This is a genomic window from Pseudomonas lactucae, assembly GCF_016937615.1.
Classification (GTDB): domain Bacteria; phylum Pseudomonadota; class Gammaproteobacteria; order Pseudomonadales; family Pseudomonadaceae; genus Aquipseudomonas; species Aquipseudomonas lactucae.
In genome coordinates this window covers 44,867-59,788 of the sequence record NZ_JAFHKI010000067.1, presented here as the reverse complement: position 1 = coordinate 59,788, position 14,922 = coordinate 44,867, and the positions used below count along the sequence as shown (strand labels likewise).

At 53.1% G+C, this 14,922-nt stretch carries 10 protein-coding genes; 6 read left to right on the top strand and 4 right to left on the bottom strand.

The annotated features are described in order from the left end of the window. The first annotated feature begins 289 nt into the window (after positions 1 to 289). Both JWR98_RS13880 and JWR98_RS13875 read left to right on the top strand, forming a co-directional pair. Complete coding sequence (locus JWR98_RS13880; protein ID WP_205490337.1) at positions 290 to 934, top strand: hypothetical protein; 645 nt, start codon at positions 290 to 292, stop codon at positions 932 to 934. Next, positions 927 to 4,025, top strand: coding sequence for an HsdM family class I SAM-dependent methyltransferase (locus tag JWR98_RS13875; protein WP_205490336.1), 3,099 nt, complete (start codon positions 927 to 929; stop codon positions 4,023 to 4,025). Before JWR98_RS13880 ends, JWR98_RS13875 begins: the two co-directional genes overlap by 8 nt. A gap of 786 nt (positions 4,026 to 4,811) precedes the next feature. Here the strand turns inward: JWR98_RS13875 and JWR98_RS13870 are convergent. Genes JWR98_RS13870 through JWR98_RS13855 form a run of 4 tightly spaced genes read right to left on the bottom strand, consistent with a single transcriptional unit; the run spans position 4,812 to position 11,388 of the window. Further along, a complete protein-coding gene (locus JWR98_RS13870) occupies positions 4,812 to 5,918 on the bottom strand; it encodes a Wadjet anti-phage system protein JetD domain-containing protein (RefSeq protein ID WP_205490334.1) in 1,107 nt (368 codons plus the stop codon). Positions 5,919 to 5,961: 43 nt separating this feature from the next. Then, positions 5,962 to 9,381 carry an SbcC/MukB-like Walker B domain-containing protein gene (locus tag JWR98_RS13865; RefSeq protein WP_205490332.1) on the bottom strand — a complete coding sequence of 1,140 codons (3,420 nt, stop codon included), beginning with the start codon at positions 9,379 to 9,381 and terminating at the stop codon, positions 5,962 to 5,964. Then, positions 9,368 to 9,973, bottom strand: a complete 606-nt coding sequence (locus tag JWR98_RS13860; RefSeq protein WP_205490330.1) for a DUF4194 domain-containing protein — start codon at positions 9,971 to 9,973, stop codon at positions 9,368 to 9,370. Before JWR98_RS13860 ends, JWR98_RS13865 begins: the two co-directional genes overlap by 14 nt. Beyond that, the gene (locus JWR98_RS13855) at positions 9,970 to 11,388 is read right to left on the bottom strand and encodes a Wadjet anti-phage system protein JetA family protein (RefSeq protein ID WP_205490329.1); all 1,419 of its coding nucleotides are present in this window, start codon (positions 11,386 to 11,388) and stop codon (positions 9,970 to 9,972) included. The genes JWR98_RS13860 and JWR98_RS13855 overlap by 4 nt, the downstream gene beginning before the upstream one ends. A gap of 93 nt (positions 11,389 to 11,481) precedes the next feature. Between JWR98_RS13855 and JWR98_RS13850 the strand changes: the two genes are divergently transcribed. The 4 genes from JWR98_RS13850 to JWR98_RS13840 all read left to right on the top strand — a co-directional run bounded on the left by JWR98_RS13850 (position 11,482) and on the right by JWR98_RS13840 (position 14,724). After that, positions 11,482 to 12,318 (top strand): WYL domain-containing protein, encoded by an 837-nt coding sequence (locus JWR98_RS13850; protein WP_205490328.1) that lies wholly within the window; start codon positions 11,482 to 11,484, stop codon positions 12,316 to 12,318. Between the two features lie 432 nt (positions 12,319 to 12,750). Continuing rightward, complete coding sequence (locus JWR98_RS29445) at positions 12,751 to 13,101, top strand: BPSL0761 family protein (protein ID WP_341870881.1); 351 nt, start codon at positions 12,751 to 12,753, stop codon at positions 13,099 to 13,101. Then, positions 13,098 to 13,859, top strand: coding sequence for an SIR2 family NAD-dependent protein deacylase (locus JWR98_RS13845; protein WP_205490327.1), 762 nt, complete (start codon positions 13,098 to 13,100; stop codon positions 13,857 to 13,859). Before JWR98_RS29445 ends, JWR98_RS13845 begins: the two co-directional genes overlap by 4 nt. Positions 13,860 to 14,253: 394 nt before the next feature. After that, entirely contained in the window at positions 14,254 to 14,724 is a 471-nt protein-coding gene (locus JWR98_RS13840) for an antitoxin Xre/MbcA/ParS toxin-binding domain-containing protein (protein WP_205490358.1), read from the top strand. Positions 14,725 to 14,922 lie beyond the last annotated feature (198 nt).

The window sequence follows — 14,922 nt, the reverse complement described above, 5'->3', positions numbered from 1 at the left end:
TTCCAGTACGCTCCAAGCCAGTCTGCTGCCGGTGAAGAGCCGAGTTCATCTATTTACCAGACGATATAGCGCTTGAGCGTGTGATGTCGCTAGCCCTGTACGCTGCAAATTTCGGTGACTTTGCGAGCTGAGAAGTGCGGTCGCGGTGATCACAAGGCAGCCGTTCTTCTTTGCCTGCTCTATCCGATGAGATATCAGGTTCCATGGTAGCCCAGGCCTCGTGCATTTTTTCGGGCGGCATCCGTCCCAAGGTAGGCATCCCCGCGGTTAGGATTGAGGACTGGGGTGAATGAAAGCCTTTGCCTTAGGCAGTGGAAAAAACTACTGCCGCAGTGGCGAGGCGGAACCGAAGAGTATCTGGCGAAACGCCATCTGCGTAGTATTAACGCAGACTTGCGTTGATTACACGCAGCTCTGCGCCTATTCTACGCAAATGCTATCTTCCCGAATTACATTTGCCGATTTGGCGGTCGTTGGTCGCGTCGACCGACATCGGCTGCGCAATTTGCTCAAAAACCTGCCAGAGTTCGCTAAACGCCCAGCCAGGGAGCGAGTCGCTAGCGAGTACACGCGCTATGACCTATTAGTCGTCGCGGTCCTCTGCGAAATGGAACGTATGGGGCTTCGAAAGGAAGCGATTGCACAATGGGTTTCTTCTATTCAACAAGCTCTTTCAGGCCCCCGCGCCATGGCGGCCTCGCAGCTCTTCCTGAGTAGCGAATCTCAATCTCTTGAAGCTTTGTTGGTAGATGAGCAATGCCAACTGGGCGCAGGTATGATCGTTGATCTGGATAAAATTATTAGTTTGGTAAGCAGCCACTGCGCTGAGTTGGACGGCATCCACGAGCAGCAGCGTGAGTTGGAGTTTGGGCCCCTTAGCGTGGATCGGTCAAAATTCACCACATATCAACCGAAAGCGCACAAATATGGATAACCTACAGGACTGGCTCGCCAAGGCAGGCGTCACATCGGAAAGCACTGTCGATCTCGGCGGAATCTCCGGTCCACGTCACGTGCGTTATTTAGATCTGCTCCCTAGCGGTGATAATCAGGAGTTGCTCCCAGATGCGGTCGTTGAGTCGGGGGGCGTACCTCTTATCTATGTCGTTAGGCATGATACGTTAGGTAGTGAGCGGGCAAACACCGCCGAACTGTCGCAACTGGTGCGCGTACTAGCCTGCCGAGCCGATGCTCGTTATTTAGCTGTGGTTGAGCCAGGAAAGGTTGTGGTATATCCAATCTTGATGGATGAGGTACTTCCCGTCCCAGTGTTATCTGATACGGAAGAGGGTGGCTACGCCAAATTCCGCGGCATTCTCAGTGGTAGCTCTACAGACATCACATCGACAGCCAGCACACGCAAATCCCGCAAGGCAGCGGGACTTTGGCTGGACGGCTTATTGTTCCGCCTATTGACCGACGCTGCCCGTGATATTCATCGTTGCGCTCCTTTGCTTACCGTCCAACAGGTGCTTTCGCTAGTAGGCCGCGCATTGTTCTTCAGGTTTCTGGTCGACAGACACATTGTCAGTGAAGCTGAACTGCCTTGCATCAGCCATAGAACAAGTGATCTCAGTATGGTGTTTAGCAATCTCGATGCGTTGATTGAGACTTGCACCTGGCTGGACAAAACATTCAATGGGGATTTGCTAAGCCTGACAGATTCACATGACGCCGTAGATAAGTATATAGGGCTTCGACAACTGCTTGACGCTGGTGCGGAAACTATCTGCTGGCATTTGACCAACATCCAATGCAAGGCGGTTCATGGGCAGTTGCCACTCCAATGGGGTGGTATTTACTTTAGGCACGTGCCAGTAGATGTATTAAGCCAAGTATACGAGGACTTCGCCCACCAATTTATTCCGGAGCTAGCGAGGGAGACCAGCATTCACTTCACCCCACGCAAACTTGCTGAGATCGTGGTTGATGGAGCTTTTAGCGCGGTAAGTAGCACTACGCCCGATCGTGCTCGAGTGCTCGACCCTTCTGTTGGCGGCGGAGTGTTCCTCGTTTTGGCATTCAAACGACTTATAGCTGAGCGTTGGCGAGCATCAGGCAAACGTCCTTGTCGGACGGAGATACGCCTAATATTAATGGAGCAGATCACTGGCCTCGACGTTAACCACGATGCACTGAATATTACGGCCTTGAGCCTTTATCTGTGTGCGCTCGAGCTCGATCCAGACCCTCGCCCGTTGTCAGAGCTTAAGTTCAAAAAGCTAGTAGGCTCAATCCTGCATCCTGTTGATGAGAGCTCACTCGATCCGGCCAAAGTGCCTTACGACTCTCCGCACGACATGAAGCTGGGAAGTTTGTCGAGCGAAGTGCTACATCGTCATGCGGGGCTTTACGATATCGTGGTCGGAAATCCACCTTGGAATGCCTTTAAGGACGATCGGGCCGGTGCGCTAAATCGAACGTTGCGTAAACTACTCGCGAAACCGAACCAATCAACACCCGTCACCGCTTCGGACATGGTTGCACGCTATGGATCACCAGATATCGCCTTCCTACTTGCAGCTTCGTCGTGGGCGAAACCTGCAGGGGCTATTGGCTTTGCAGTGCATGGACGCTTTCTCTTTCAAGGTGACTCATTCGAACTACGTCGCCACGTCTTTGAAAATCTTCGAGTGACGGGCGTTATGAACTTCGCAGCACTACGTCAGGATCAGAAAATTTGGCCTAAGAATGACGCACAGTTTGCTTTAATGGTCGCAACCAATGAAACGCCAGATCCGCTGGACGGTTTCTTCTTCATCAGCCCCCGCCATGAACCTCGACTTTCCCAAGAGGGTGTTTTCCGAATAGATCCTAACTCAGCAATCCCTGTGTCCTTGTTCCAGGTTTGCAACGACCCACAAGCTTTCAAAGCGCTTTATAAAGGAGGACGCTTAGGGCTAGATTTACTTCATCGCATGCGAAGTGAAACAGCACAGTCGTTGGGCGAGCAGGTGGCCAAACATGGCGGCAGCTTCAACAGCGGCTACCAGACTGGAAAGGAGGAAAAGCGTCAAACTGACGCAAGTCATTTAGTTGGACTGCTCGATGTGCAACATGACATGACTTTTGTGGTGGCCCCTGGGTCAAGAACTGCAGGCGAGCAAGATCGTTACTTTGAACTGCCCAAGCTGCAGTGGCCGCGTACGCCCGAAATCTACCGAGGACCATTGCTACTGCTGCGCGAATCACCTAAACCTGAACGTGAATTTCGTGGTGCGCTATTTTCAGCTACAGACGCAGCCTATAGAGAAAGTTTTATTGGGTTGTCTGCTCTTGGTAAGCCCGAGCTAAATGGGCTGATCGATCTTATATATGTCGTATCTTACAGTGATCTATTCCTGTATCACCAGTTGCTTACCAGCCCCAAATTTGGCGTCGAGCGCGACTCATCTTTGCAAAAGGACCTTTTGGACTTTCCTTTAGTTAGGGAAGAAACATTAACTGTTGAACAATGGCAGAAATTGCGCGTGGTCGCTGGAAAGTTGCGTAACCGCTGCGTGAAGTGGCAGGAACTGGACGAGTTAGTTTTCGATCTACACGGATTAAGTACGGCGGATCGGCAGCTAGTGCGCGACACGCTAAAGATGGATCTGCCGTTCACAGATGTATCTAAGCAAGCTACTACACCTACGTGCGCAGCTACTCGTCAGCAGTTCGTCGATACCGTAGCGAAGCTCATTCATCCCTTCGTAGATTCAGACCAAGCGGGGGTATCAGAGCTGCAAGCCCGGCCGATTGATGGATGGGTCTTTATCGAGGTCGGCGCACCTGAAAACTCACCACATGAAGGTGTAGTGGTTCATGATTTAGCGCATCTCGTAACGTTTGCGGATAGCTACTGGAGTTCGCGCATACAGATCAAGCTCAAAGACAGAACCGTTTTTGGGCAGCTTGATCAGATGCGCTACTGGACTCTGACCGAAGCGCGCAGCCTAACACTGGATTGGTTGCAGTCAGGAGAAATGCCAGGGACGGGCGACGCGCCCTTTATACGTGGTCAGACTGGGGTATCATCACCGTGACGTTCACCAGCCTAGGAAGGGTGCCAGCAAAACACGATGCTTTCGCGCCATGGAATGATAGAGTTATAGCCGTTGTTGAGCATGCGATCCGCGAGGCGTGGCGCACTCTGCTGGTTAACCATCAGACTGTGTTGGTCACACGTGATGAGGATCGCATTACGGACCGCTTATTAGATGTCCTGGTTGATATTCGTACCCGGGGTACTGTGCCAGGCTTCACGGCCGAGCTGTTCGGCGTTCCTGTTCGAGACGCCAAGCTCGCCGATTGTCTCGGAGCTTCGATCGATAAGACACCAGACATCACGATATATCCAGCTCAACCGCGCCAAGGTATTAGCGATGGACGCCACGACGCACTTTTCTTCGAATGTAAGGTGCTGCATCTCGGCCGTCGGCTTACCCAATATGGTAATGAAGGCATCCAGCGATTCCTAGATGGCCGCTACGCTTGGCGCATGCCCCATGCACATATGGTGGCCTATGTATTCTCGATTAAGGATCGCCATCCAGTTTCGGCACTCACTACTCATTTCGCGCGACAGCTGTCAGGACCTCCCAAACAAACCAATGGCGAACGGTTAGCTTTACGGGACTGGCCAATACAGGTGTCCCCCGCAGGATGTGCTAATACACGCCCCATCATCCAAACTGGCCATCTACGCTCTGCGCCTATATTACCAGGCCAAGACAACCCTATAATGTTACGCCATCTGTGGCTTTGCGATCCTGCTTGACGCAACAGTGTTGGTGGCTATGTCGAATTGACCCCTTATCGTCAATCTCTAATCACGGCAAACTAATAGGCAAAGCTTCCTGTTCTAAGATTATTGCTTGGAGCTTAGATGCCAGTTCTTCCCAGCCGGCTCGTATGGCGCTTCTGGTCATTGATCGATGCTGTTCTGCCTCGGCCTCATCGCCTTGAACGCTCCACTTATTCGCGTCCATGCACCAGGGTTCAAGACGGTGCGCTGTGGTCGCAGCGAAGTAAGCAACACGCGCAGCGATGCGAAATCCCCCCTCGTCATGATCGCCCCAGTGAAGAATGCGTGTGCAGTCTGGAAGCGACATAAGAATGTTCACATACGCTTTGCCCCAAGTCGGGGAAGGCATGCCGGCGGTGTAGATGACAAGTCCCGGCCGGTTGGAAAGCAGCGCTTTGGCTGCCTGATGAAACGTCGTGAGGTTTTCTATGGTCAACAGCCACTCAGGCCTACCTGAATAGCTCCGGATGACCGAGTTCGCAACGCCGATGAAAGGGCGAACAATGGAGCACTGTACCCCGTCATCCAGTTCGATAAATCCGTTTCCAGCGACCAGAAACGGTTGCGGCTCTTTGGTGAGGCCAATTTCACCTAACACCTCGCTCCAGTGACGAGCCCGAGAATTGAGAGTCTCGCTGGTCAAAACGTCCAAGTGCTTGAGCAGGGCTTCAATGCGTTTGGAGTTTCTGAACAGTTGAACGCTCAGTTGGCGAACTACTTGATCTTCAGCGGATGCCGCCATTGCGTCTAAAACTCGCAGTGCATCAGCAAAATCGTTCGCGGATTCAGGGCCTAAGGATCTGACCTGTTTGAGGCCGGCCCAATGCATCAGTAGCTCTTCCACCCGGGCATTCGAGCTCCATTGGCATAACTGTTCGCGCGCCTTGGCGACAGAGGCGATGTTGGTTGATCGCCCAAGATGGGTGGCCAGCAGATCCACATCAAGAAGTACCACAGCATCCAAGGGACGATCGTCCCCTCCCTGGAGAGCCCACTCGAGTTTGACTGCACCCGCTGCTGCAGCTAAGCGCATCTGGGCATGCAGGGCGTCTCGATCGTGGAGTTTTTGCCGCCAGTAGAGCGACTCCGGCTTGCTAAAGTCTTCACGGATCGTGCGTGAGCCGCCACTCAATCTGGCACGTTCTCCACGCGTGAGTAGGCGAAGCAGCGTCTCCCTAGCGAGGCTCATCGGCGCCATCCAGTCTATTGATTTCCTGTTGCAGGAGATCCGGGTGCGCGTAGAAATTGTCGCTGTGAAGCAATTCTCGAGCTTTGTCGAACACGACATTTTTCGACAGGTTCACGTCCCTGGTCCCGAAGCGAGACATGTCGTAGTACACGTTCAGGAACGATGAGAGCTTGGCTTGATCAGTTTCAGGGCCTGCCATTATCAACTGCAATCCAAGGCCGTTGAGATAGCGAACAGCCGCCCGGATGTTTTGTGGGTCCATTTTGTCGAATGCTTCGTCTAGCAGCATGATGCCCCCGCCTGAGGTACTACCTTTCGATCTTCCGTAAGCGGCAGCCAACGCCGCCCCGAAAATCAGATACAGCGGGGTGCGATGCTCGCCACCCGACGCTTTGCCAAAACGGTTGCTCAACATCCCGACAGACGCGCCATGTTGAAAAACTTCGACGTCATAGCTGAAAAAGCGCCGATGGTCATTCAGAGGGCTCGTGTCATCAAGCAGGGTCGAGCTGATGTCGTCGTCTACCAGCATGCGGAACGCTTCCGGAGTTTCACCTGGACCGCCAAACAAATCGTCATCGGAGCCGCCATGGGCGCGCACGCGCTCAAGGAAGTCGTACAGATCCTTGTGTTCTTCGACCACCTTGTACTTGAACTCGTAGCGTTCATCGTTGGTGAAGGGAGGGGCGGCTCCTAGAACGGCGGTCAGAGTTTTGATCTGCTCATCAAGCTGGTCGAACCCAGAAAGCAGCGTCTGCGCAACATCCGTACGAAATACCTTAACCGCAGCCTCATAGGCCTGCTCCGCCTTCTGCTCCTGCTCCACCAGTTCGAGTTCCTCTAGCCGCTGACGCTCTTTGAAAATGAATTCGAACGCAGCTATCCAGTTTTCGTTGGTGACATCATGGTTTTGCAGGTGGTAGTTGTTTGCGTAGCTGGTGAATAACACCCAAGCATCGCGGTGGGCGTTTGCAGCGGATTCGATAGCGTTCTTTAGTGCTTGGTCCAGTTCGCCAAACTTAATCGACCAGCTATCCCCATACTTGCCATCGAGTCGAGTACGTAAGCGTTCTACCTCATCTGCGCTGTAGAGCGGGTGTTGCCGTGACTCGCGCTCGGCAAGCTGCTTGAATTCCAAGGATGCTTCAAGCTCCTGAATCTGTTTCTGGCAGATGATCAGATTCGTCCTTAAGCCCGCGAGGTTTCCTACACACTGCAGCACAGCCCGATCTGCATCAGCCTGGCGTGTAATGGCTATTTCTTTTTTGTGAGTGAGCGCAATTAGTGTATCGGTGAGGGTGTTTTCAAAGGCCGCCCGGTGAATGGTCGTTTCATTCATTGCGCGCGAAAGCTCGTGGAGCAGGCTCTCGATCAAAACCTGAACATCGGCAGCATCCGAGAATCGCGCGAGCTTCTTATGAGGAGAAGCCAGATGATTTACTGTCTCATTCGTTTGGCGGAGTTGCTCTGCGGTATCCTGAACATAGCGGGTTGACCGCTGCCTTCTGGCATAGGCATCGTTGCGACCGATACGCAGTTCATGAGTGCCGCGCAGGCGTCGACGCTCAATCCCGCCGCCAGCACTTGCCATCCCTTCCTTGGAAATAACCTTTATGCCAGCACGCAACTGTTCATTGGTCTCGACCAACGTAGTCCGTCCTAGCTCTCCCTGCAGGTAACGGACGGCGTCGACATTCTCACCTTGAACAAGCTGTGCGGCATACAGTTGGTTATCAGCCGGAATCCATGTTCGCATGCGGGAAGGAAGGGCTAGCTTGACCCCGTAGATGCCGCTCGCGATACCGCTGCGGTAGATCTTTATCGCCTGTAGCTCCTGATCGGGAGCGATGAGCAGGGCCTCCACGTGACGTCCAAGCCACGATTCAATAGCAGGCTGCCACTCGGGATCTACGATGCTGACCAAGTCACATACTGGAGCGGCCTCTATGCCAGCGTTCTTCAATACGCCTATCAGGCGGATAGTGTCGTCATTGAGTTCAGTGAGGCCTCTGTCGGCTCGATCCAAATTGGTAAGAGCGTCTTGATGTCTGGCTTTGGCCAGTTGTAGCTCCTGTTCTGCCTGATTCAAGGCAGCATGGACCAAGCTGTACACTAGGCTCAAAGATCGGGTTACGGATTGCACCGAACCAGCGGGCGGTAACGTCCCTGCTTGAAGCATCTCAATCAATGCGGTCGATTGGAGACTGGCATGGTTGAGTAGTTTGATATCCGATTCGTCATGAAAATGAGAAGCACATGAGGCGATAGCGGCCATCATCGAGGTGAAGTGTAGGAGCAACTCCTTCTGCCGATTATCTCGCGTGCTCTCCATTCGCTTCAGGTTTCCAGCCAGATCTTCCTGGTTGCGATACTCAGGATTACTGTGCAGTTCAGCGATCGCGAGGTCACGCTCTTCCTGAGCATTTATCGCCTGGGTCTCAGCTCTTCCCAGTTCCATATTGGCGAATTCAATCCTGTCGCCGAGCCTCTCTGCATCAGATAGAGCTGCATCAAGGGTTTCACCTTGTTTTTCGAGGTCGTAGGTGTGCCTGAGCACCTTCAAATTTACCTCAGCGCTACGCTCGCGCTTCACTAACGCGTATTGATTTACGGTCTTGGTGGCGTGGCCGATTCGTTCTTTCAGCGTTTTGATCAGGTCGCGAAGCTTGCGCACATCGTCTAGCCGATCCCGAAACGCCTTGACATGGGTTGGCATGGGTTCGATCAAATGTTGACGCAAGGTATCGCTCAGATCATGGATTTCCTCGCTGAGTTTTAGCGAGCGCGCAAAAGCCGATCGCAGGGATTTCGAATTGGGCTTATCGCCGGGACCAGCTAAGTAGTCAATGAGCAGTTGTCGGACAAATTCGTCTTTATGCCTCGTAATGACGGGCGTGCCGTGCCCCTCCAGTCTGCATAAATCGGCAGCGACATGGCGAAATTGTCTCCATGGCAATACGGTCTCCCGTTGGCCCTCTGTTTGCTGATGATGCTTGGGTGTTAACGCGACGCCAGGAAGGATGTACAGCCCTTCAACTTCATGCTGTGAGTCTTCAATCCGCGCACTGAGCGCGACTCCTGCAGTAAAGGGGATGCCGGTCTCCGTATCCCGAAATACCAAGTCAACATAGGTGTTGGCGGAAGTGCGAGCATACTCGTTCATCCCAGGCAGGTAGGCACCAAGGCAGTATTCACGTAGGGTCCGCGCCCGCCGCTTACCTTCACCAGCTGCGTTGAAATGCGTGCGGCTGCCATCGGCGGCCAGCATCACCACTTGGATAGCGTCCAGAATGGCGGATTTGCCCGTACCGTTTGGGCCAAGAAAAGCAGTGTTCAGACCCATCTCCAAATCTTCGCTGCCGTACAGAAAAAACTGAACCAGCACCACATGCTCAAGCAGTTTCATTGTCGACCTCGGAGCTGATTTCAACGATCCCGTAAGCGGCAAGCTGATGGAGAGCCGCCTCGCCGAGGATATCGGTGATGCCCGGTCGGATGACGATCTTGAATGGCTGCCCGTCTTCTGAATCTTCTAGACGCACTATTCCATAGCGCTTTAACGCAGCGGCGAGTTGCCTGAGATCTGCCCGTTCGGGCAGGGCGCGGGTGAGCCACTCGCGGTAAGCACGTTCCAGCTCTTCCAGAGATATGTAGGCTTCGCCGTCGCTAATTTCGGCGGTGTGCATCCGGTCATCGTAGAAACGACGTAGAACCAAGGCGAGACGGGTTTCATTAATCGACATCTTTTCGGCGACCTGATGGCTTGGGATTACCACTAGGTAGGAGTGATGAGGATTGTGCCTTAGGCTCATACCGAACTTGGATAGAAGCTCTTTAAAAGTCGCTAAATACTTTACAATTAGCTGGTATGTGTGCCGACTACCGTGATCCGCGGCATAGATGGTCTGAGAAACGATCAGACGATACGCCGCCTTCTCGAAATCCTCGGCCGTGTGGGTTCCCGATGAGTCTTCTGCTAATCGCTGCCAACTGATCATTTGACACTCCTTGCGCGGATCACGAATTGTTGATGCTCCATGTATTCATTGCGGGTGACGGCATTGTCAACAAAGCTCACATGCATGCCCCGAACCATCTGAAGATGCGGATCGTCTGACTGTTTGTCTGGTGGGCATTTTTCACGTGAAGCGATTAGCAGCAGCTTCTGATAGCAGCAAAGGTCGGTGATCGATTCGATAGTTAACTCATCGGAAACGATTGCCTGTTTTCTTTTGAGGTGGCGGGCAGCGTACTGTGCGAGCTTGATGGCCGTAATGTTGCGGGCCGCATTCATTTGCTGCCTGAGCGCCTCCATGGCCAACTGCTCGACGCTGGGTTGTTTCCTCTCAACGGGTGTTGCGCGCATTTCCCGGGTTGCCGCTCGAGGTTTGGCCAGACCTACACCCGAGGCATGATAAAAGCCTGATGCTGCGGGTAGGGCGGAATGCCCCTCCGTAAGATCTAGCGTGCCTCGTATCGCCTGTTGAATCAGTTGATCGAAATTGCCAGGCGACCTCAACTTGTATTCGAATAATGCTAACGCCCTCTGGTAAGCGATCCGTATCTCTTCATCAAGCCGACGCAGGTGCTCCTCAACCTCTCGAAGGCGCAGAAGCTGACGGGTATCACGTTCATAAAGGGCTTCAGCGCGTAGAAAGTCATCGCCCGTCATTTTCTGCGCGTACCATCCGATCAGCGAATCACGAAAATCCTTGTCATGCTGAAATTGCAGCGTGAACCGAATGACCTCGGACCTGAATTGCAGCGGATGGTTGTTGGTACGCATATCGCTGTAGTCGGCGATGAAAACCTTGTCGATGTACTGTTCGAAAAAGCCCTGGGTGAATTCCTTTGTCGACTGTTTTGTAACCAGCTCATCCATCACATCCTGAATGCGGCATCCGGTATTCGCGATGTGAGCTAGGCACTGTTTGGCATGCTTGGCTGCAATGGTATAAAGCTGCGGAGCCTTGCCGGTTGACACTTCCCGCAGGTTCACGCAAATGGACTGTACCTGGCCGCCCAAGAACTCTGGCTGATGATAGGCAAAGTCTGAAAGCAGCGAATACAAGCGGGCTATAATCGGTCGGACCGTGATGTGTTCGATCACCCCGCGGCGGCGTTCGCTGAGCCATCCACTTGTAGACAACACCTTGAAAGCATTATGGGCGCGAATATTTAAGCTGCTGCCGAGCTCTTCGCCCCACGGATCGTCCGCAATCAGCAGAGATTCGATTGTGCGAATAACAATGGGTTTCGGTGCTTCTTCTCCAGGCGATCGTCCTCCCTCGCCCCACATCTCATCCATTAGCCGGCTGAGAAGCTCCCAGTAGCGACGATTGTTGGTGGCGGCAAGCGGTCGGAATATGTCTTCCGGAATGCGTTCGAACAGCGGTGGCGTGCGGATTTCCATACCTAACACTCAAACTGCTGAGGCTCTTATCCGTAGCATAGATCTATTGCTATATCTATGCTACTGTCAGTTAAATTTCTCGGATTAGCAGTCATGCCTCGCCGCAGCTCAGCACCCAGAGAGCGACTTGAAGCTATTGAGATGCTTCTTCTTTGGGAGGGGCGTGTTTCCCGGTCGCGTCTGTTGAGTTTGTTTGAAGTGCACGAAACCCTTGCCAGCCGGGACCTCGCCATGTATCGGACGCAGTATCCCAATGCTTGCGAGCCAGAAATGGCTAGCAAAAGCTATGTTGCGTCTTGGGGATTGCGTCCCCATCTCACAGTTGGGGCATTTGATGAGTACCAGCGGTTGATAGGCGCTTCCAAAGGGTTTGAGGGAGTTGCAGTGTCAGTCCCGTTCGAACACTCTCAAATCGACGCTACCTCTATCCGGTATCCGTTGTTTTCTCAGATCCACCAAGCGATTTCCCTGGGCCGATGTATACAGGTGCAATATCGGTCCATGACCACCCCGCAGGGACAGGATCGGATTATCAGGCCTCATGCGCTCATTCAGGCGGGACCGCGTTGGCATATTCGAGCGTTTTGCGCAAAGGCTCAGGAATTTAGGGATTTTAACCTAGGTCGTATTTCTATCGTGACTTCATCTGACCGCACTGATCTGCATTCAGGGGAGCAGGACCGTGCTTGGCATCAGATGATTTCCATACGTCTGGTCCCGCACCATGGGCTTTCAGCTGGTCAAGCCATGATGGTCAGGGACGAGTACATGGGGGGCACCGTGGCCAAGGTATTCACAGTCCGCGCCTCAATGGCGAAATACTTGATTCAGTCATTCCGTGCTGCTGTCGATCCTGATCGTGAGAAAGCTCCAGAGCATCTACTGATGGTGGCCAACCCTGAGGATTTACCCGCTGGCTCGACTTGGTAGCGAATGCCGATTATCTGAAATCTCATGTGTTTTTCGGCGGAACGCACACTGTGAAAATTCTCGAGAAGAAAGAAGGAAAGTCACCAGCGAGCTTATTTCTGAGGTAATAACGTCGGAAACCTCGTATGTTCCTACAGACCTAGTAGCTGTTGAGTTCAGTCTCTTTGCCTGGTCCGCTGTTGGCATGGAGGCGCTACAGGTTCAAGCATAACCTTACAAAGCGAGAGGGCGTGGCAGCAACACGTTGTGTTGTCATACGCTTCTCGCCACGCTGTGGATGTAAAGGGCTAATGGACTGCTCGATCAGGCAGTCCCCGGTGGTAACTGCCGCGACCCCGACCGGTCGTTTGAGCATGATGGAAGCCTCAAGGCTTTTCGTCACCATCACGGATCTGAGTGAAAACTATCCCCCCATCGTCCCTGACTCAGCTTATGAGAGCTAAACTGAAGACAGTGTTGAGCATTAGCACCCAAGCGCTGCTGCGAGACAACTCTGAGGGTATCGCTATGACCATGCCAAATGAACGCACACATGCAGTCATACAAACTGGTAAGTTTCTGCTTGAGCTGTCCCGAGATTCATCGCTGCCCGAACGGATACGACGTGATGCCAAATTCCTCCTACGTCACTATCCAGATCAGTTTCAGGTGCTGCTGGCGGGACGTATTGAAGAAGGTTCAGACCCTTTAATATCGCCAATGGGGCCAGTGTTCAGCTCTTCCATCGAGACCAGCTATTACTCCCCAATCTCCGACGCAACAAACGCCCAAAGTCCGAAATGAACGACTTGGATAGGGGTATCGAATCCCTGGCAGCCGCTCGAAAGGTCGTATTTTTCACCGGCGCCGGCATTTCTGCGGAAAGTGGGATTCCAACATTTCGCGACAAGCTCACAGGCATTTGGGCGAAACACGACCCTGAAAGGTTGGAAACGGCACGTGCTTTTAGAGAGAACCCTCAGATGGTTTGGGGGTGGTATCTGTGGCGGCGTTTCCAAGCTGGCCAGGCCCAACCAAACGCCGCTCATCTTTCGATTAGCCAACTGGCGAGCACCGGCAAAAAGGTTTCGATCATCACTCAAAATATCGATGACCTGCACGAGCGGGCTGGGTCTCAGAACGTCGTGCATTTGCATGGCAGCTTGATCAAGCCGATCTGCTTTGCGTGCAAGCGTCCGGCATTACTCACGACTGATCAATTTCAGGTTTCAGCAGAAGGACAATGGGTAGAACCGCCCCGGTGCACACGGTGCAATGGGAAACTCCGACCTGGTGTTGTGTGGTTTGGAGAGGACCTGCCTGCTGGTGCTTGGAAAGTAGCAATGGTCGACGTCAAAAATTGCGACGTCCTGATCTCCGTGGGAACGTCAGGATTCGTAAGGCCTGCGGCGGATATTCCTGAAATCGCATTGGCATCTGGCGCAACAGTTATCCACGTCAATATCGCAGACGTTTGCCTGGGAGCCCCAAACGAATTGATGCTGATGGGCTCGGCCGCGCAAATGTTGCCTGCGCTATTACTGGCGACAACCTCGATGTAACGATGGCAGCAGCTCAGCAAGATGTGTGAGTGCTTTCATGGCACTTACTTTGCGGGCGCTCGCGGCTTAGGCGACCCTTTGGACTCGAACAGCAGTCGGCTGTATGCATCCTCCAAACCCTCCCGAGTTTGCTTGGGTAGGAAAGCCTGACGATTTTGAGCGCATCATAGCGGCTCTTTTGTCCAACGGCAGTGAGTATATTAACGCGCAGTCCATTGAAGTCTCCGGTGGCTACATAATTTGATGCGTCGAGATACTGTGCCCCGTCGTCGGGCTAATTGGGCTCTTGCACCAACCAAAAAATGCAGGCGTGACTGCATTGGGCTAACCCCTCATGCGTACGTGGGAAAATGAGGCTACTCTAGCCTCAATTACCAACCTTGAAGTCTGCCCGATGGTTACTCCAGCCGCCCAGCCTTCTCTGAAGGCAAAATCAGTGCTCAAGCCCACGGAATGCTTAACCAGAGCCAAAGCCGGACAGCTCAGTCAGCTGGATATTTTCTTGTTGGTGAAAGAAGGCTTTGCGTTGAAAAATGTTCAGGCGATGCTTTCGATCTCTGAGCTCTACTCCTCAGCCGATGTCACAGCGCGAGTCTTGGGCAAGTCGCTGCAGGCGTTACGGCGTCGGGGCCATATTGAATCAGCTCGGCTAGACGCTCAGCAGAGCGCGATAGCGTATCAGTATGCCAAGGCATTGGAGCATGCGACGTCTGTCTTCGGGACCCAAAAGCATGCTGAGGAATGGCTCAGTCATCCCTGCAAATATTTAGCAGGCGGCATTCCGGTTGAGCTCATCGGGAATTCTCTGGGTTTTCGGGCCGTTGAAGACTACTTGAAGCGGGTGGAATATGGGGTGTATCAGTAGACACCGTAATGGCTTGCCATAGCCTAAGGGAAGTCGGCAATGCGCCATCGATAACTAGGCTGGAGCGGCTTAACCGGCGACTTCCGCTAGTATGCTCGGTAGGTTATCTCTGGACACTGTAAAAAGCTCAAGGGCTGTGAGAGTTTTTCTGTCGGCCTGGAATCTCGACTGTCTGGAGTAGGCCGGCGCAAAGGGCAT

What these genes read in the sequence shown, in the direction of transcription:
- JWR98_RS13880 (WP_205490337.1), top strand. Translation starts at nt 290, where the DNA reads ATGAAAGCCTTTGCCTTAGGCAGTGGAAAAAACTACTGCCGCAGTGGC.
- JWR98_RS13875 (WP_205490336.1), top strand. Translation starts at nt 927, where the DNA reads ATGGATAACCTACAGGACTGGCTCGCCAAGGCAGGCGTCACATCGGAA.
- JWR98_RS13865 (WP_205490332.1), bottom strand. Translation starts at nt 9,381, where the DNA reads ATGAAACTGCTTGAGCATGTGGTGCTGGTTCAGTTTTTTCTGTACGGC.
- JWR98_RS13860 (WP_205490330.1), bottom strand. Translation starts at nt 9,973, where the DNA reads ATGATCAGTTGGCAGCGATTAGCAGAAGACTCATCGGGAACCCACACG.
- JWR98_RS13855 (WP_205490329.1), bottom strand. Translation starts at nt 11,388, where the DNA reads ATGGAAATCCGCACGCCACCGCTGTTCGAACGCATTCCGGAAGACATA.
- JWR98_RS13850 (WP_205490328.1), top strand. Translation starts at nt 11,482, where the DNA reads ATGCCTCGCCGCAGCTCAGCACCCAGAGAGCGACTTGAAGCTATTGAG.
- JWR98_RS29445 (WP_341870881.1), top strand. Translation starts at nt 12,751, where the DNA reads ATGAGAGCTAAACTGAAGACAGTGTTGAGCATTAGCACCCAAGCGCTG.
- JWR98_RS13845 (WP_205490327.1), top strand. Translation starts at nt 13,098, where the DNA reads ATGAACGACTTGGATAGGGGTATCGAATCCCTGGCAGCCGCTCGAAAG.
- JWR98_RS13840 (WP_205490358.1), top strand. Translation starts at nt 14,254, where the DNA reads ATGGTTACTCCAGCCGCCCAGCCTTCTCTGAAGGCAAAATCAGTGCTC.